Source organism: Caulobacter sp. FV2ye17ST (assembly GCF_058680955.1).
On sequence record NZ_CM178727.1, the window covers coordinates 3077094 to 3095383 of the forward strand.

Genomic DNA, 18290 nt, shown 5'->3' on the forward strand with positions numbered 1-18290 from the left:
GTCTAGCCCGGCGTGCGGGCGTCGAGCGCCCGGTTGACCGCCAGCACATTGACGCGCGGCTGGCCGATGAAGCCCAGCAGGCGCCCCTGAACGTGAGCGTCGATCACAGCCTCGACCTCTCCTGTCGCAACGCCGCGCGCCCTGGCGATGCGGGCGGCCTGCAGATGGGCGTAGGCCGGCGAGATGTCGGGATCCAGGCCCGAGCCGGAGGTGGTCACGGCGTCGGCGGGGATGACGGCGCCGGGGCGTTCGGCCCGCAGGGCGTCGGCGTCGGCCTTGACCCGCTGGGCCAGGGCCTCGTTCATCGGCCCCATGTTGGAGCCGCTGGAGGCCGAGGCGTCATAGCCGGTCCCGGCCGCTGACGGGCGGGGATGCAGGTACTTGGGCGCGATGAAGGCCTGGCCGAGCAAGGCCGAGCCGACGACCTTGCCCTGGCCGTCACGCACCAGGCTGCCATTAGCCTGGTAGGGGAACGCCGCCTGGGCGACGCCGGTCACCGCCAGCGGATAGGCCAGGCCCAGCAGGGCGGTGAACAGGCCCATCGAGACGAGAGCCGGACGAAGATTGGAGAGCATGAGGTGTGAATCTCCGGAGATGTCAGCTTAAGCCAAGCCGAGGCTGGATACGATCATGTCGATCAACTTGATGCCGACGAACGGAGCGACCAGGCCGCCCAGGCCGTAGATCAGCAGGTTGCGCGACAGCAGCTTGCCGGCGCCGACGGCGCGATACTTCACGCCGCGCAGGGCCAGGGGGATCAGGGCCACGATGACCAGGGCGTTGAAGATCACCGCCGACAGGATCGCGCTTTCCGGGCTGTGCAGACGCATGATGTTCATCGCGCCCAGGGCCGGCAGGGCGACCACGAACATCGCCGGGATGATGGCGAAATACTTGGCCACGTCGTTGGCGATCGAGAAGGTGGTCAGGGCGCCGCGGGTGATCAGCATCTGTTTGCCGACCTCGACGATCTCGATGACCTTGGTCGGGTCGCTGTCGAGATCGACCATGTTGCCGGCCTCGCGGGCGGCCTGGGCTCCGGTCTGCATGGCCACCCCGACATCGGCCTGAGCGAGCGCCGGAGCGTCATTGGCGCCGTCGCCGCACATGGCGACCAGACGTCCCCTGCCCTGTTCCTCGCGGATCAGCCGCAACTTGTCCTCGGGCGTGGCCTCGGCCAGGAAGTCATCGACCCCGGCTTCCGAGGCGATGGCGGCGGCTGTCACCGGGTTGTCGCCGGTGATCATCACCGTGCGCAGGCCCATGCGGCGCAGGTCCGCGAAGCGCTCCTTCACGCCCGGCTTGACCACGTCCTTGAGGTGGATGACGCCGACCAGGACGCCGTTCTCGCTGACCGCCAGGGGCGTGCCGCCCGAGCGGGCGATACGGTCCACGGCGGCGTTGACCTCGGTCGGGATCATGTTTGGGTCGAGGGCCAGGCTGCGATAGACGGCATCCACCGCACCCTTGCGCCAGGACATCGATCCGGCATCCAGACCCGACTGGCGGGTCGAGGCACTGAAGGCGATCGAGGTCGCACCGGGCGGAACCTCGACGACGATCCCCTGATGCCGACCCAGTTCGACGATCGACCGGCCTTCCGGGGTCTCGTCGGCCAGGGAGGCGCTAACGGCGGCGCGCAGCGCGGCCTCCGGACGGACCCCGGGGGCGGCGATCACTTCGGTGGCCATGCGGTTGCCGAAGGTGATGGTGCCGGTCTTGTCCAGCAGCAGGGTGTCGACGTCGCCAGCGGCTTCCACCGCCCGGCCCGAGGTGGCCAGCACATTGACCTTCAGCAGACGGTCCATGCCGGCGATGCCCACGGCCGAAAGCAGTCCGCCGATGGTGGTCGGGATCAGCGTGATGAACAGCGCGCCCAGCACCAAAGGATCGATCGCCACGCCCGAGAACTTGCCCAGGCCCAGCAGGGTGACCACCGCGATCAGGAAGATCAGGGTCAGGCCCGCCAGCAGCACGGCCAGGGCGATCTCGTTGGGGGTCTTGCGACGGTCCGCGCCCTCGACCATGGCGATCATGCGGTCGAGGAAGGTGTTGCCCGCCTCGGCCGTGACCCGCACCTTGATCCAGTCGGAGACCACCGTGGTGCCGCCGGTGACGGCCGAGCGGTCGCCACCGCTTTCGCGGATCACCGGGGCGCTTTCGCCGGTGATGGCGGCCTCGTTGACGCTGGCGACACCCTCGATGATCTCGCCATCGGTGGGGATCACATCGCCCGCCTCGACCAGGATGATCTCGCCGACGCCCAGCTTGTGGGCGGGGGTGGGAACGATGGTCCCGGTCTTTTCGTCGATGATCAGCTTGGCCTTGGTGGTGACGCGGGTGGCCCGCAGGCTGTCAGCCGCCGCCTTGCCGCGCCCTTCGGCGACGCTTTCGGCCAGGTTGGCGAACAGCACCGTGGCCCACAGCCAGATGGCGATCTGGATCGCGAAGCCGGCCGGCTGATGGCTGACCACCGCCGCGACGGCCGAGACCGTCGACAGCAGGGCCACGATCCAGGTGGTGAAGATCACCGGATTGCTGGTCAGCTGGCGTGGGTCCAGCTTGACGAAGGCGTCCTTGGTCGCCCGCAGCAGCACGGCGGAGGACAGGCCGCCGGCCAGGGTGTTCGCCTTCCGGCGACCATCCCCGAGGGTGGGTTCTAGGGTGGTCATGTCAAATCGCCTTTGCGATCAGCTGTGTCAGTGGACGCTGGCGACCGCGGCGAGCGCCTGGAAGTGCTCGACGATCGGACCCAGCGCCAATGCAGGGAAGAATTGCAGGCCGCCCAGGATCAGGATCACCCCGATCAGCAGGCCGATGAACAGACCGCCATGGGTAGGCAGAGTGCCCGCCGAAGGCGCCAGCTTGGGCTTGGCCGCCAGGGCGCCGGCAATGGCCAGCACCGCGACGATGGGGGCGAAACGGCCCAGCATCATCGAAATCCCCAGGGTGGTGTTCCACCACGGCGCATTGGCCGTCAGCCCGCCAAAGGCCGAGCCGTTATTGGCCGTGGCCGAGGTGTAGCCGTAGAGGATCTCCGACAGGCCGTGCGGCCCTGAGTGCATCAATCCTTTCAGGGCCTCAGGCAGGACAGCGGCGATGGCCGAGAAACCCAGCATCGACAGCGGGATCACCAGCACCGCCAGCATGGCCAGCTGGATCTCACGCGCCTCGACCTTCTTGCCCAGATATTCGGGCGTACGGCCCACCATCAGGCCGGCGACGAATACCGCCAGCAGGGCCATGACGACCATGATGGCGATCCCCGAACCGATACCGCCCGGCAGGATCTCGCCCAGCTGCATCAGGAACATCGCCACCGCGCCGCCCAGCGGCATCAGGCTGGAATGCATCCCGTTGACCGAGCCATTTGACGCGCCGGTGGTCATGGCCGCCCAGGCGGCCGTCGAGGGCGCGCCGAAGCGAACCTCCTTGCCTTCCATATTGACCGAGGCGTCGACATGGGCCGCGACCAGGGCTGGAGCCGGCTGGGTCTCGATGGCGTAGATCGCCGCCGCGCCCGCGCTGAGCAGGATCAGGGCCGAGACCACCAGGGCGCGGATGTCCTTACGGGCCATGACGCTGCGGCCAAAGGCGAAGAAGGCGGCCCAGCCCAGCACGTTGATCGACACCGCCGTGATCAGGTTGGTCAGCGGGGTGGGGTTCTCGAACGGGTGGGCGGAATTGACGTTGAAGACGCCCCCGCCGTTGATGCCCAGTTGCTTGATGGCTTCCTGGCTGGCGGTAGCGAATAGCGCGATCTTCTGCGGCGCGCCTTCCAGCGTGGTTGCATCGACGCTGGCGGCCAGCGTCTGGGGCAGGCCCAGGGCGACCAGCACGATCGACAGCACGATGCACAGCGGCAGCAGCACATAGAGCGTGGTGCGCACCAGGTCGGCCCAGAAATTCCCGACGCCCTCGCCGCGATTGGCGACGAACGCGCGGGCCAGGGCGGCGGCGATGGTGGCGCCGGTAGCGGCCGAGACGAAGTTCTGCACGGTCAGCACCAGCATCTGGCTGAGCGTCGACATCGTGGTCTCGCCGCCATAGCTCTGCCAGTTGGTATTGGTCACGAAACTGGCGGCGGTGTTGAAGGCCAGGTGCGGCGAAACGCCGGCAAAGCCCTGCGGGTTCAGCGGCAGCACGCCCTGCAGGCGCAGCACCGCATAGACCATCGCAAAGCCCACGGCGTTGAAGGCCAGCAGAGCCAGGGCGTAAGCGTGCCAGGTTTGGCTCTTCCTCGGGTCAATGCCGCCAGCCGAATAGAACAGGGACTCAACGGGCTTGAGCACTGGATCCAGCCAGGTGCGTTCGCCGTTCCAGACCCGAGACATGTAGACGCCCAGAGGCCAGGCGATCGCGACCGCCAGGCCCAGCGTCAGGGCGATTTCCGCCCATCCTTGCCAGTTCATGAAATGTGATCCGTCAGAACTTGTCGGGTCGCAGCAGGGCCGCGACCATATAGGCCGCGACGACGATCGCCCCGGCTCCCCACAGCACGCTCACCAGCATGGTCAGACGCGCCTCAACGCCATGGCGAAGCCGGCGAAGGCCGCAAACAGCCCCGCCCCCAGCGCCAGAAAAATCAGGTCAGCCATTCGCCGCCTCCATTCGGATAGGCGGCTTGAAGACCACGGCGGCGCGTAAGCTCGCCATGCGGGAAGAGGCCTGGCGCATAAGCGCGGCGTAAAGACGGGCCGGACGAACGCTCGCTACGGCAAATGCCCGAGAGACCTCCTCAGGCCTTCGGGGTCACCAGACCAGCGTCGCCGCGGACTGCGCCGGGATCGTCGCCCTGAAGCGGCGCTCATCATCAGCGACGGCGAAGACGGATGCAGTCTGCCCGCTGTTGAGTACGATCAGCACGCGCCCGCCGTCCCGGTTGAGAAACGCCACGGTCTCCAGATCGCCGACCCTGGAGGGCGATCCGATGCGAACCGCGCCGGGCTGCACAAAGCGGCTGGCGTGACCGAAGGCGTAGTATTCCTGGTTCCGCTCGACAGCGCCGGTGCGGCTGTCGATGGTCACCACGCCGCGACAGTCTCCGCAGCCGCCGGCGTGCGGGCCATAGGTTTCATCCAGCGCCAGGTTCCACATCAGCACCCCGCGCGCGCCGCCCCGCGTCGAGCCGATGATCAGCTTGCTCATCATCCAGCTGAAGCTCTCGTCGAACTTCGGCGACCACTGCCCGCCGGAGCATTCGGTGAAGAACACGTCCTTGTCGGGATGGGCCGCAGCAACCTGCGCCTGGGCCGAGACGTCACCGCCGTAGCAGTGCCAGGCGACGCCTGAAACGAAGGCCCGGGCCCGGGCGTCCGCCAGGACGGTCAGGGGCTGCTCGGGATGATCCCAGTTGTGGTCCCAGTCGAGGACGCGGGTTTCGATGCCCTCGCGCCGGAAGACCGGGCCCAGGTTCTCGCCGAAGAAGCGAGCGCGATCGAGCGCCGACCAGCGCATGCCCGGATAGTTCTCCGGCTCGAAATCCGGCTCATTCTGGATACTGAGATAGTCGGTGGGCACGCCCGCCTTGCCGGCGGCCTTCACATAGCGGGCGAAGAATTCGGCATAGACGGGATAGGCCTCGGGCTTCAGCTGCCCCTTCACCAGCGAATTGGTGGTCTTCATCCAGGCCGGCGCGCTCCAGGGCGAGGCCATGACCTTCAGATCGCGATTGATCGCCAGGGCCTGCCGCACGGTCGGGAAAACATGCTGGGCGGGCCGCGCGATCGAAAAGGACTTCAGCTCCGGATCCGGCGCGCCGCCGGGCGCGTCGGCCAGACTGTAGTGATCGAGCGAAAAGTCGGACGCCCCGATCGTCACACGGGTGAAGCTGAAGCCCAGGCCACCCGCGTCGCGGCCGAACAGCTCCGCCATCAGCCGGTCGCGCTGATCGGGTGTCAGCTTGGTCTGGATCAGCCAGGCCGAGGCGTCGGTGATCGCCGCGCCGAAGCCGACCATGGACTGATGGCGTTCAGCGGCGTCGATGGTGACGAGCGGAAGGCCCGTGATCTGGCTCTCGTCCGAACGGGCAAGGGGCGCCTGCTCGGCCAGCAGCTGGGAGCGGTCGCCTGCCGTCACCCACATGCGCGCCTGGGAGGCCTGGCCCGTGGGCAGACCGGCGCAGCCGCTGATCGTCAGGGCGAGCGCCGAGAACAGGCCGGCGATGGCGGCGCTACGCATCAGGGCTTCCTCGACCAGGACTTCAGCTGGGCCTTGCCGCTCAAGACCGTGTCCCCCGCATGGCGGCCGACATACAGCGGATAGGTTCCGGCGGCGATCTTCCAGCCGGGCTTGGCGGCGTCATAGTCGGCGAGGATACGAGGCTCGACCTCCAGCGTGACGCGCCGGGTCTCGCCCGGGGCCAGATCCACCTTGCGGAAACCGGCCAGGCGCAGCATCGGACGACGGGCGCCGGCCGTCACGTACAGTTGGGGCGTATCGGCGCCCGCGACCTTGCCGGTATTGGTCACATCGAAGCTGACCTTCAGCCCGTCGCCATCCTCGACCTTGAGGTTGGCGTAGTCGAAGCGGGTGTAGGACAGGCCATAGCCGAACGGATAGAGCGGCTGCAGCTTCTGCTGGGCGTACCAGCGATAGCCGACGGCGGCGCCTTCGACATATTTGACCGGAAAGCCCTTGATCGGACCAGCAGTCTGTCCGGCGCGGCGGGCGTCGTCGATGGCGGCCTGTTCGGCGAAGCCCGGCGCGCTGGCGCGGGGCGCCTGCTCGGCGGTCCTGGGGAAGGTCATCGACAGTCGGCCCGACGGATTGACCTCGCCAAACAGCAGGCGGGCGATGGCCTGGCCGCCGCGCTGGCCCGGATACCAGGCCTGCAGCACCGCGCCGACGCGGTCCAGCCACGGCATCAGCACGGGGCCGCCGGTCTCGAGCACCACCACGGCGTTCTTGTTAGCGGCTGCCACGGCCTCGATCAGGGCGTTCTGGTTCTCCGGCAGGGCGATCGAGGGCGCGTCCTGGGCCTCGGTCTGCCAGTGCCAGGCAAAGACGATCGCGACATCGGCGTCCTTGGCGGCGGCCGCGGCGACGGCGGGGTCCTTGCCGTCGACATAGATCACCTGGGCGTTCGGCGCGGCGGCCCTGATCGCCTCCAGCGGCGACGAGGCGTGCCAGGTCACCCTGACGAACGAAGCCGCCTCCCCGCCGTTCAGCGGGATCTCGACCGGCGCGCCACCCACCGACCGCACCTGCGACGAGCCGCCGCCCGAGATCACACCGACATCGGCATGCGCGCCGATCAGCACGATCTTCCTGGCTGTTTTGGCCAGGGGCAGCAAATCGCCGTCATTCTTCAGCAGCACCGAGCCCCGCTCGGCCACCGCCTGGGCGACCTGCGCATTGACGGCGTAGTCGATCGGCTGGGCCGTGGTCTGGATAGGATTGTCCATCAGGCCCGAGGAGATCACCCCGTGCAGGATGCGGCGGACCATGTCGTCGACGCGGGCCTGACTGACCTCGCCCCTGGCCACGGCGGCCTTCAGGTCGTCGCCGAAGAAGATCTGGGTGTCCAGCTCCTGGCCAGACTGCTGGTCGAGCCCGGCCAGCGCCGCCTTGGTCGTGCTGTGCACCGCGCCCCAGTCCGACATCACCCAGCCGGGATAGTTCCAGTCGCGCTTGAGCACCTTGTTCAGCAGATGATCGTTCTGGCAGGCCCAGTCGCCATTGACCTTGTTGTAGGCGCACATCACCGAGGCGGGATGGCTCTTCTCGATGGCGATCTGGAAGGCCAGCAGGTCGCTCTCGCGCAGGTCGGCCTCGTCGATCTGGGCATCCATCACATGGCGACCGGTCTCCTGGGCGTTGAGGGCGAAGTGCTTGATCGTCGAGACGATGTTGTTGCTCTGCACGCCCCTGATCTGCTCACCGGCCATCTCGCCGGCCAGCAGGGGATCTTCGCCCAGATATTCGAAATTGCGCCCGGCCCACGGATCGCGGGTCAGGTTCACGCCACCGGCCAGCAGCACGTTGAAGGTCTTGGCGCGGGCCTCGGCGCCGATCATGGCGCCGCCCTGATAGGCCAGGTCCGGCTCGAAGGTGGACGCCAGCGCCAGGCCCGACGGCAGGGCCGTGGCCACATCGCCCTTGCGCTGCTCGACCTGGTTGGCGACGCCCAGGCTGGCGTCGCTCTGACGTAGGGTCGGAATGTTCAGGCGCGGCACGCCGGGCACATAGCCGGCGGAAGGGATCATGTCGGCCGCGACCGTCTTGGTCATCGGCGGGAACAAGCCGTGAAGGTATGTGATCTTCTCGTCCAGGGTCATCTGCTTGACCAGGGCGTCGGCGCGGGTCCAGGCCGGATCGTTGGCGCGCGGCGCCAGCGGGGCGCTATCCTGGGTTGGCATGACCTGAGCCATGGCCCCGGCGACCGGCGTCAGGGCCAGCAAGGCCACGGCGGCGGTGGTCCGGCACAGGATCCGCAGGGCGGACAGGGGCTGGGCTGCAGTCGTCATGGCGATGCTCCGGGACAAGCGATCTAGAGGGCTAGGACTTTGGGCTGGACCAGCGGCGGCGCCGGGCAGGTCCGGGCGACGAACTCGGCGTGGCCGGGCATGAGGTTCACGCACTTGCCGATGACGGTCTCGATATTGGCCAGGTAGCGGGCGATCTCGTCGTCGGAATGGACGTCGACCAGCGGGTCATGGCCGCGCGGGATGACGCCCTGGCCCAGGAACACCTGGATCCAGCTCTCCTCGGTGAAGAGCTCATCGTCCTCGCGAAAGACCCGGCCATTGGCGAGGAACAGGTCCATCTTCCGCCGCAGCGTGGCGGGGACGTCCATGTCGCGGCAGTAGCGCCAGAACGGCGTGTCGTCGCGCTGTGTGGCCTTGTAATGCAGGATGATGAAGTCGCGGATGCGCTCGTATTCGAAGTCGCTCTGGCGATTGAACTCGTCGATCCCGGCCTGATCAAAGCCAGCGTCCGGCAGCAGCCGGACCATGCGGATGACCGCGGACTGGATCAGATGCAGGCTGGTTGACTCCAGCGGTTCCAGGAAGCCGCTGGCCAGACCGATGGCGACGCAGTTCCTGTTCCAGATCCTGCGACGCTTGCCGGTGACGAACCGGATGCGCAGCGGGTCGGCGCGCTGGGCGCCGTCGAGATTGTCCAGCAGGACGCGCTCGGCCTCGTCATCGTCGAGATACTGGCTGGAATAGACGTGGCCGTTGCCGGTGCGGTGCTGCAGCGGGATCCGCCATTGCCAGCCGGCCGCCCGGGCGGTCGAGCGCGTGTAGGGCGTGAAATCCTCGGAGCGATCGCACGGCACGGCGATCGCGCGGTCGCACGGCAGCCAGTGCTTCCATTCCTCATAGCCGGTCTTCAGGGCGTGCTCGATGATCAGACCCCGGAAGCCCGAACAGTCGACGAAGAAGTCGGCGGCGATGACCTCACCATCGTTCATCGTCACCGACTGAACAAAGCCGTCCTCGGGCCGCAGCGTCACATCGACGATCCGGCCCTCGCGCCGCTGCACGCCGCGCGCCTGGGCGAAGCCGCTGAGGTAGCGGGCATAGAGACCGGCGTCGAAATGGAAAGCGTGGGCGATATGGCCCATCGGCGAGCCGCCCATGTCGGCGCGGGCGCGCATGAACCGGTCCTGCAGCGCGGCGGCCGTATTGATCGACAGGTTCGAGAACTCGCCCTCGCGGCCCAGTTCCCGCATGCGCAGCCAATACTGGTGGCAACGCAGCCATCCCAGATCCTGGCCGATGACGCCGAAGCCATGGATATAGCTTTCGCCCTTGCGCCACCAATCCCTGAACTGGATGCCCAGCTTGAACGTGCCCTGCGTACCGCGCAGGAACTCGTCCTCATCCAGCCCCAGAAGCTCGTTGAACTTCTTGATGGCGGGGATCGTCGCCTCCCCCACGCCGACCGTTCCGATCTCCTTGGATTCGATCAGGACGATCTCGTAGAGTCCCTGAAAGAGCTTGGCGCAGAGCGCGGCCGTCATCCAGCCGGCCGAGCCGCCGCCAGCGATCAGGATCTTCTTCAGCGGTTGCATCGTCCGCCTCCCATGAGGTTGAAGGTCGGAGCCGCGGGGAGTCGGCTCCGACCTTCACCGGTTCCAGCCCACGCGCGAACCAAGCTCGAAAGCCGTCCGCGCGAACTCAGGACTAGAACCGATAGTTGACGCCGAACAGGATCTGGCGACCGTACTTTTCGTAGGTCTCGGGCAGGGTAGCGCCGCCGCTGGTGGTCGTGCCGCCGCCGTCGAGGCCCAGACGCGTGCGATACGGCGAGTCCGTCAGGTTATTGACCTGCAGCAGGAAGCCCAGGTTCTCCAGCCGGCCCTTCTGGAAGGTGTAGCCGATCTGGGCGTCGACCTGCTTGTCGGCCAGGATCTCGGTGAAGCCCCGCGTGGCGAACAGCTGCACCACCTCGCCCTTGAAGGCGGAGCGGTAGCGCTGGCTGATCCGGGCCTGGAAGCCGCCCCGCTCGTAGTAGCCGGTGACGTTATAGACCGTGCCCGACAGACCCGGGATGCGCACCTTCTGCTTGGGATCGGTGCTGGTGGTCGGATTCAGGTTCGACTCCGTCAGCGACAGGCTGCCCTGCATGCCGAAGCCCTTGAGCGGATCAATGATCTCGCCCAGATCGACCGCGCCGCTGAACTCCAGCCCCTTGACCTCGCCGCCCTTGCCGTTGGCCGGCAGGGTGATCTGGCCGATATTGCTGATGACGATGCCCGGCGGGATCGCCGAGGCGGTCGACGGCAACGGAATGCCCGTGAAGTCGAACGTGCCGCTCTGCTGATAGATGTAGGTGTCGAGCTTCTTGTAGAAGCCCGCCACGGACACATAGGTCGCCGGACTGACATACCACTCGTAGGCAAGGTCGGCGGCCTTGGCCATCCAGGGCTTGAGGTTCGGATTGCCGCCGCTGGCCGACCAGGGATTGACGGTCGTGCCGGGCGCGCAGGGCTGGCCGCTGCAGACCAGCGAGTTGAAGCCCGGCGTCACGTTGGCGCGCAGGTCGTCCATGCGCGGACGGGCCATGGTCTTGGACAGCGCGAAGCGAATGCGGTGCCCGCCGCCTAGGTCGTAGATCATGTTCAGGCTGGGCAGGACGTCGGTGTAGTCGGCTCCGGCCTTGATCTTGGTCGGGACGATCGGTTGGCCTGGCTCAAGGCCGTTGATCACGACGCCGCTCGACTCCTGCGACTGCTTGACCACCTGGACACCCAGGTTGCCGCGCAGGTCGCCGACCTGGAAGTTGGCCTTGGCGAAGGCGGTCGTGACCTCTTCGGTGATCGCCCAGTTCTTGTCGAAGTAGTTGGCGTCGAGGATGGGCGCGGAGTTGTAGTACTTCTTCCAGACGTCGCCGATCTTGACGCTGAGCACGCCGCCAAAGCCGGCGAAACCCAGTTGGGTGGGATCGACCAGATCGCCGGCGTCCACATAGACCTGCTGCCGGCCGTTCTTGAGGAACAGGTCGTTATCCAGGACGGACTTGGTCTTTTCGCGCTTGGTGTAGTTCAGGCCGACATCGACGCCCGTGATGAAGCCGTCCATCTCGTGCTCGAGCCGCAGATCCAGGGCCGACACGTCTTCCTTCACGTGCGGATAGCGGATCGCCCCATCATGACCCCAGCCGCCCCAAGGGGCGCGGTCGCCGAGGGTGACCTTGGTGGCGTCGGCATAGTTCAGGCCCTCGTCATATTGCGAGAAGCCCTTGTCGGCGACCTGGAAGCCGATGGTGTCGAAGGTGCGTCCGACATCCGGGGTGCCGGGGGTCACTCCGCCCACGCCACGGCCATAGCCGGCGTAGGTTTCCATGATCTGTTCTTTGCGCTTGTTGGACGAATAGGACAGATCCGCCAGCAGCCGGGTGCGCTCACTCAGCTGGAACTCGTTGTTCAGGCCGGCCGAGAACAGCTGGTCCTGGCGCTTGTTGAAGTCGTTGCGCAGGATCGGGACGCCGCCGTTGAGCGTGCCGCTCTCGGCGAAGGTCGAGCCGCCCAGTTGCTTGGTCTTGACGTTGGTGAAGGTGGCGTTGTCGGCCCAGCCGTTCGAGAACCACTGCGCGCCGCGCGTCGTCTCGTTCTGTTTGAAGGTCGAGTAGTACAGGTCGAGGGTCGAGTGGATGCGGTCGTTCGGCTGATACTCGAAGATGCCGATGACGGCGTCGCGCTTGTTCAGGCGCGAGGTGACGAAGATCTCCTGGCCGTTCAGCATCAGGGCGCTGTCGGCGCTGTCGGGCGTTACGGCGAAGCCGAAAGCCTCATAGCCGTAAGCCTTGTAGTGCCGGACCTGCGACGGCGAGTCCAGATGGGCATAGCCCAGGGCCACGCCGATCGTGTCGTCGGCGAACTGGTTGATATAGCTGGCGCTGAAACGGCCGCCGCGATTGTCGACGTCGTCGTTCAGCTTCTTCCCGGCGGTCTGTTCGCCGCGCAGGTTCAGGACCAGGGCGCGACGGCCATAGGCCAGCGGACGCACCGTGCGCAGATCGGCGGTGCCCGAAAGGCCCATGCCGGAGACCTGCGCGTCGGGCGTCTTGTAGATCACGACGCTGGACAGCAGTTCCGACGGGTACTGGTCGAACTCGACGGCGCGGTTGTCGCCGGAGCTGGCCTGCTGGCGGCCGTTCAGCAGGGTGGTGGTGAAGTCGGGCGCCAGGCCCCGGATCGAGATCACCTGGGCGCGGCCATTGACGCGCTGGGCCGCCAGGCCCGGCAGGCGGGCGATCGACTCGCCGATCGACACATCAGGCAGCTTGCCGATGTCCTCGGCCGAGATCGCCTCGACGATCGAGGTCTCGTTCTTCTTGATGTTGATCGAGTTCTGGATGCCGGCCTTGATGCCGGTGACGACCACGGCCTCGACGGTGTCCGTGTCGGAACTGGTCGGGGCCTCCTGGGCATTCACCCCCGAAGCCGCCAGAGCCACGGTGATCGCGGCGGCGGAAGCGGTGGCGTAGAATCGGCTGATCGACGGACGCGCCCGGCGCGTGATGCGGTTTCGCATGGCTCTCCCCTGAACTGCGCCCGTTTGGCGGCGCTTCTTGTCGTTTTCGCGCCAATCGCCCGACTTGAGCCAATTGGAAGCGCTTCCAATAAGCAATCCGGCGACAACGTTGTCAAGTTTGAAACGGAAAGGATGCTCGGCGGCCCTAAAGCGGCGCTGTGGTCTGTCGCGAAACGACCATGTGGTCGAGAAGATGGAAGACAGGCTCGGAGGCCAGATTGGCCCCGGTCAGGCGGGCGACAAGAAGCTCCACGGCGCGCTGTCCCAGATCCTTCACCGGTTGATTCACTGTCGTCAGCGGCGGCCAGACGATGCCGGCGACCGGCGCGTCATCAAAGCCGGTGATCGACAGGTCACCCGGAATGCTCAAGCCTCTCGCGTGAGCGGCCGACAGCACGCCGGCCGCCATGTCGTCATTGGCGCAGACCAGGACTGTCGGCCTCAGAGCGTGATCCAGCAGTTCCGGCGCCAGACGGGTGCCTGAGCGGAACGTGAAGTCGCCGCGGACCGTGACATAGGCCTCATCGCCAAGCCCCTGCTCGGCCAGAGCGCGCTTGAAGCCTTCCAGCCGCTGATCCGCAGAGAGGTGCCCCTCCAGGCCGGCGATAAAGCCGAACCGGCGATGACCCAACCGCAAAAGCTCGCGGGCCATGTCGTAGCCACCGGCCTCGTCGTCGATGCCGACGCCGTCGGCCCTGCCCCGCCCCATCCCGCCCGGCGACACCGCCACGACGCGACAACCCTGGGCCAGCGCCGCGTCGATCAGCTCGACGTCATCGCTGTAGGGCGGAGAAAGGATCAAGCCCTCGCAGCGCTGGGTGGTGATCAGGTCCATCACCCGCTTCTGACGGTCAGGGGTATTCTGGGGCACGTTCTGGATCAGCACCTGGTAGCCCAGGGCCAGACACGCGCGCAGGGCGCCCAGTTCCAGGGCGGACTCGTAGTAGGAGTTGGGCTCGTTTTCGGGGTCGGACGCGAACACGAAGGCCAGCAGCCGGCTGGCGCCGCCCGCCAGGCTGCGCGCCTGGGGATTGACCTTGTAGTCCAGGCTTTCGACCGCCCGCATCACCCTGTCGCGCACTTCGTCGCGGACATTGGGACCGCCGTTGAGGACGCGTGAAACCGTGACGCGCGCCACGCCCGAAACGCGGGCCACATCGTCAATGGTCGGCTTCTTGGATTTCAAGCGACCCTCCCGGAAGGCGCGTTCGGTGTCGGGTCCTGAGAGCTTTGCAACAGCTTGCCTCGGGGACGCAAGCCGCTGCGCCTGCCGGTCTTCCGTACAGGCATTCTGCCGTCAGGTTCAGCTGACCACGGAACGAACCGGGTCAGGCCCGCCCTGACCAACCGCCGGCGCGGATCGCCAGGCGCTTTTCCGCTAAAGGCGAGCGTGGGGCGAGATGCAACCAAATTCACGCTGACGCTTTAGGTGAATGCGGATCTGGTTCCCCCACCAGGTTCGCCTCCCGGCTTCGGCCGCCGGCGATCTGAGCGCCAGCGTCGAACGCCAGCCCCGCGCGTGATCAGTCCGCGCGGGATCGGGAGCGCCGCTTCTGCTTCCCCCCGATAGGAAGCGGCGCTCCCGCAGCCGGGATCTACATCACCGCGAGATCGCGGCCGTAGCGCTTCCAGTTCTCGACATAGTGCAGGGCCGAGCCTTGCAGGATCAGGGCATGTTGCTCGCCGATCTCGCGCACCACCTTGCCGGGCGCGCCCATCACCATCGAATTGTCCGGGATCTCCTTGCCCTCGGTGATCAGGGCGCCGGCGCCGATCAGGCAGTTGCGGCCAATCTTCGCGCCATTGAGCACGATCGCCCCGATCCCGATCAGGGAGCCGTCGCCGATGGTGCAGCCATGCAACATAACCATGTGACCGATGGTCACATTGGCCCCTATGGTGAGCGGCGCCCCATGGTCGGTATGAAGTACTGAACCATCCTGGACGTTGCTGTTTTCGCCGATCTCGATGGGATCGTTGTCACCGCGAACAATGGCGCCCCACCAGATACTGGCGTTTTTCTTGAGAATGACATTGCCCATGACCGATGCGGTCGGCGCGATCCAGTATTCGCCGCTCGCGGGAACGGTCGGGCTGACGGCGCCCAAGGAATAGACAGTCATCCGTACACCCCGTTTTCTTGAAATCGTTGCTTGATTAACATCTGAGAAACCACGTTAGCATCATCCTAGTCGGGCGATTCGAGGGGAGAAATCCCATCGATTCCCACCGGGGTCGATGTTCGGCCCCGGCTCCCGACGACGGAGATCAGGGTGTCGCTTTTGGCGTACAGGCGTTCCTCGGAACCACCGCCTTCTCGGTCCAGCACCGAGCCGCCCGTTGCGCACGCGTCTTCGTTCATCTCCTCCCTACCGCCAAGGACGACGCCACACGGCCTCGTCCTTTTTTTTATGCCTGAATGGAGGCTTTCATGACCAAGCGAGCCCTGAAGCGTATGGCGCGCGAAGGCGCTACCGAAACCGGCCACTATGGTGACGACGCCAAGGTGCGTCGCCTGCCGGTCGATATTCGGGAGCGTGGCAATAGCTGGTCGCCCCTCGGGCCTGACGGCGCCGCAAAAGGGCCGGAGCGAGATCAGAGTTACCTCAAGACCATAAAACCAAAATCGCCAGGCCAGGCCGAGTTGATGGAATCCATCGACAAGAAGAACCTGGTCATGGCGCTGGGGCCCGCAGGCACCGGCAAGACCTACATCGCCATCGCCAAGGCCGTCGAAGCGCTCGAGGCGGGCTCGGTGGCCCGTATCGTCCTGTCGCGTCCCGCCGTCGAGGCCGGGGAGTCGATCGGCTATCTGCCCGGTGATATGGAGGACAAGCTGGCCCCCTATCTGCGCCCGCTCTACGACGCCCTCACCGATCGCCTTTCGACCCGGCGCATGCGCGCGCTGATGGCCGAGGGCGCCATCGAGATCGCACCCGTGGGCTTCATGCGGGGTCGCACCCTGAACAACGCCTTCGTGGTCATCGACGAGGCCCAGAACTGCACCTACATGCAGCTGAAGATGCTGCTGACGCGCCTGGGCTGGAACTCCACGATGGTCGTCACCGGCGACCCCAACCAGTCAGACCTGCTGCCTGGCATTTCCGGTCTGGCCGACGTCGCCGCCAAGTTCGAAGCGCTGGAGAACATCGGCGTGGTCCGCCTGGCTGACCGCGACATCGTTCGCCACCCGCTGGTCGCGGAGATGCTGAGCGTCCTGTAATTTTATAACAGCAACTCAATCGAAGGCTTGAGTTTGGGGCGGTCGGACGTGCAAGGTCCGGCCGCCTTAACTGTTTCAGGACCGCCTCATGGCAGACGCCGCCGCCACCGCTCCGCGTTCGGAGTTCACGCTCAGGGGCGTCCTGCTCGGGATCGTCATCACCCTGGTCTTCACGGCCGCCCAGGTCTATCTGGGCCTCAAGGTGGGCCTGACCTTCGCGACCTCGATCCCGGCGGCGGTGATCTCGATGGCGCTGCTGCGGGCCTTCAAGACCGCGACCATCCAGGAAAACAACATCGTCCAGACCATCGCCTCGGCGGCGGGCACCCTGGCTTCGGTGATCTTCGTCCTGCCCGGCCTGCTGATGATCGGCTGGTGGGCGCACGTACCGTTCTTCACTACCTTCGGCGCCTGCGCGGTCGGCGGCATACTGGGCGTGATGTACACCATCCCCCTGCGCCGGGCCCTGGTGACCAATTCCAACCTTCCCTATCCCGAGGGCGTCGCCGCCGCCGAGGTGCTGAAGGTCGGCACCGGCTCGCGCGAAGGCCAGGCCGAGGGCAAGGCCGGCCTGTTCGCCGTCGCCGCCGGCACCATCGCCTCGGCCCTGTTCGCCGCCCTGGCCGCCGCCAAGATCTTCGCGGGTGAAGTGGCGGGCTACTTCAAGGCCGGAGCCGGCGCGACCGGCCTGGGCGCCTCAAGCTCGCTGGCCCTGATGGGCGCGGGCCACCTGATGGGCATCACCGTCGGTATCGCCATGTTCGCCGGCCTGGCCATCGCCTGGGCCGTGCTGGTGCCGATCATGACCCATGTCTTCCCGATGCCCGGCGCCAGCGCCGCCGACCATGCCCTGACGGTCTGGAGCACCAAGGTCCGATTCCTGGGGGCCGGCGTCATTGGCGCGGCCGCGATCTGGACCCTGGGCAAGCTGATCGTACCGATCTGGCAGGGCCTGGTCTCGGCTCTTGAGGCCGGCAAGGCCCGCCGCATCGACGGCGCGGTCATCCCGCGCGTCGAGCAGGACATCCCCATCCTCATCGTCGGCATTGTCGCCACCATCGTGCTGGTCCCAGCCGGCTGGCTGATGGCGCACTTCCTCAGCGGCGGACCGCTGACCAGCGTCGCCGCGCCGCTGATCGCCGCCGCCGTGGCCTATCTGGTCTTCGCCGGCCTGCTGGCCGCCGCCGTCTGCGGCTACATGGCCGGCCTGATCGGCTCGTCCAACAGCCCGGTCTCGGGCATAGCCATCCTGACGGTGCTGGGCGCCTCGCTGATGGTCGGAGCCATCGGCCGGGTGGCCGGCGGACAGGAGATCACCACCGCCCTGGTGGCCTTCGCCCTGTTCGTCACCGCCATCGTCCTGGCCGTGGCCGTGGTCGCCAACGACAACCTGCAGGACCTGAAGACCGGTCAGCTGGTCGACGCCACGCCGTGGAAGCAGCAGGTCGCTCTGGTGATCGGCGTGCTGGCCGGCTCCATCGTCATCCCAGTGATGCTGGAACTCCTGAACCGCTCGAACGGCTTCACCGGGGCGCCCAATCTCAGCACCGTGCCCGGAGCCGAGAACCTCGGCGCGCCCCAGGCCACCCTGATCTCGACCCTGGCCAAGGGGGTTATGGGGGGCGTGCTGCCCTGGAACCTGCTGGGCATCGGCGCGGCCATCGGGCTTGGTCTGGTGCTGGTCGATATCCTGGTGCGCCGCTTCAGCAACCAGCGCCTCAGCCTGCCGCCGCTGGGCGTGGGCCTGGCCATCTATCTGCCCAGCGCCGTCACCGCCCCGGTGGTGGTCGGGGCGGTGATCGGCTGGCTCTATGAGCGTATCGTCCGCAAGGACCGCACGGCCGAACCCGCCAAGCGCCTGGGCATCCTGGTGGCCTCCGGCTTCATCGTCGGCGAAAGCCTGTTCAACGTCGCCCTGGCGGGCCTGATCGTTGGGACAAACAAGCCCACGCCCCTGGCCGTGCCCTTCGCACCGCCCGAGCACACCGGCATGATCCTGGCGCTGATCGCCGCCGCGATCGTGGTGTTCACGCTGTACAGCTGGGCCCGCAAGGCGGCGGCGAAGACGGCCACGGCGTAGG

At 66.8% G+C, this 18290-nt stretch carries 11 protein-coding genes; 2 read left to right on the forward strand and 9 right to left on the reverse strand.

All coding sequences use genetic code 11. The annotated features are described in order from the left end of the window. Positions 1–2 precede the first annotated feature (2 nt). The 9 genes from kdpC to ACW17V_RS14765 form a co-directional block, all read right to left on the reverse strand. Entirely contained in the window at positions 3–575 is a 573-nt protein-coding gene (kdpC, locus tag ACW17V_RS14725) for a potassium-transporting ATPase subunit KdpC (RefSeq protein WP_492105823.1), read from the reverse strand. A 27-nt stretch (positions 576–602) separates the two neighbouring features. Beyond that, positions 603–2672, reverse strand: coding sequence for a potassium-transporting ATPase subunit KdpB (gene kdpB, locus ACW17V_RS14730; protein WP_492105824.1), 2070 nt, complete (start codon positions 2670–2672; stop codon positions 603–605). 27 nt (positions 2673–2699) lie between these two features. Next, positions 2700–4412: a potassium-transporting ATPase subunit KdpA gene (kdpA, locus tag ACW17V_RS14735; RefSeq protein WP_492105825.1), complete on the reverse strand. Its 1713-nt coding sequence runs from the start codon at positions 4410–4412 to the stop codon at positions 2700–2702. 340 nt (positions 4413–4752) lie between these two features. Then, positions 4753–6084, reverse strand: a complete 1332-nt coding sequence (locus ACW17V_RS14740; RefSeq protein WP_492108807.1) for a glycoside hydrolase family 30 protein — start codon at positions 6082–6084, stop codon at positions 4753–4755. A gap of 95 nt (positions 6085–6179) precedes the next feature. Beyond that, a complete protein-coding gene (locus tag ACW17V_RS14745; protein ID WP_492105826.1) occupies positions 6180–8468 on the reverse strand; it encodes a beta-glucosidase in 2289 nt (762 codons plus the stop codon). A 23-nt stretch (positions 8469–8491) separates the two neighbouring features. Then, positions 8492–10021 carry a tryptophan halogenase family protein gene (locus tag ACW17V_RS14750; protein WP_492105827.1) on the reverse strand — a complete coding sequence of 510 codons (1530 nt, stop codon included), beginning with the start codon at positions 10019–10021 and terminating at the stop codon, positions 8492–8494. 112 nt (positions 10022–10133) lie between these two features. Further along, positions 10134–12986 carry a TonB-dependent receptor gene (locus ACW17V_RS14755; protein WP_492105828.1) on the reverse strand — a complete coding sequence of 951 codons (2853 nt, stop codon included), beginning with the start codon at positions 12984–12986 and terminating at the stop codon, positions 10134–10136. 145 nt (positions 12987–13131) lie between these two features. Then, a complete protein-coding gene (locus ACW17V_RS14760) occupies positions 13132–14172 on the reverse strand; it encodes a LacI family DNA-binding transcriptional regulator (RefSeq protein ID WP_492105829.1) in 1041 nt (346 codons plus the stop codon). A 409-nt stretch (positions 14173–14581) separates the two neighbouring features. Continuing rightward, positions 14582–15109: a gamma carbonic anhydrase family protein gene (locus tag ACW17V_RS14765; protein WP_492105830.1), complete on the reverse strand. Its 528-nt coding sequence runs from the start codon at positions 15107–15109 to the stop codon at positions 14582–14584. A 296-nt stretch (positions 15110–15405) separates the two neighbouring features. On the opposite strand from ACW17V_RS14765, the gene ACW17V_RS14770 reads away from it, so the two are divergent. Beyond that, positions 15406–16209 carry a PhoH family protein gene (locus ACW17V_RS14770; protein ID WP_492105831.1) on the forward strand — a complete coding sequence of 268 codons (804 nt, stop codon included), beginning with the start codon at positions 15406–15408 and terminating at the stop codon, positions 16207–16209. A gap of 88 nt (positions 16210–16297) precedes the next feature. Further along, the gene (locus ACW17V_RS14775) at positions 16298–18289 is read left to right on the forward strand and encodes an OPT family oligopeptide transporter (protein WP_492105832.1); all 1992 of its coding nucleotides are present in this window, start codon (positions 16298–16300) and stop codon (positions 18287–18289) included. Position 18290 lies beyond the last annotated feature (1 nt).

What these genes read in the sequence shown, in the direction of transcription:
- kdpC (WP_492105823.1), bottom strand. Translation starts at nt 575, where the DNA reads ATGCTCTCCAATCTTCGTCCGGCTCTCGTCTCGATGGGCCTGTTCACC.
- kdpB (WP_492105824.1), bottom strand. Translation starts at nt 2,672, where the DNA reads ATGACCACCCTAGAACCCACCCTCGGGGATGGTCGCCGGAAGGCGAAC.
- kdpA (WP_492105825.1), bottom strand. Translation starts at nt 4,412, where the DNA reads ATGAACTGGCAAGGATGGGCGGAAATCGCCCTGACGCTGGGCCTGGCG.
- ACW17V_RS14740 (WP_492108807.1), bottom strand. Translation starts at nt 6,084, where the DNA reads ATGTGGGTGACGGCAGGCGACCGCTCCCAGCTGCTGGCCGAGCAGGCG.
- ACW17V_RS14745 (WP_492105826.1), bottom strand. Translation starts at nt 8,468, where the DNA reads ATGACGACTGCAGCCCAGCCCCTGTCCGCCCTGCGGATCCTGTGCCGG.
- ACW17V_RS14750 (WP_492105827.1), bottom strand. Translation starts at nt 10,021, where the DNA reads ATGCAACCGCTGAAGAAGATCCTGATCGCTGGCGGCGGCTCGGCCGGC.
- ACW17V_RS14755 (WP_492105828.1), bottom strand. Translation starts at nt 12,986, where the DNA reads ATGCGAAACCGCATCACGCGCCGGGCGCGTCCGTCGATCAGCCGATTC.
- ACW17V_RS14765 (WP_492105830.1), bottom strand. Translation starts at nt 15,109, where the DNA reads ATGACTGTCTATTCCTTGGGCGCCGTCAGCCCGACCGTTCCCGCGAGC.
- ACW17V_RS14770 (WP_492105831.1), top strand. Translation starts at nt 15,406, where the DNA reads ATGGAGGCTTTCATGACCAAGCGAGCCCTGAAGCGTATGGCGCGCGAA.
- ACW17V_RS14775 (WP_492105832.1), top strand. Translation starts at nt 16,298, where the DNA reads ATGGCAGACGCCGCCGCCACCGCTCCGCGTTCGGAGTTCACGCTCAGG.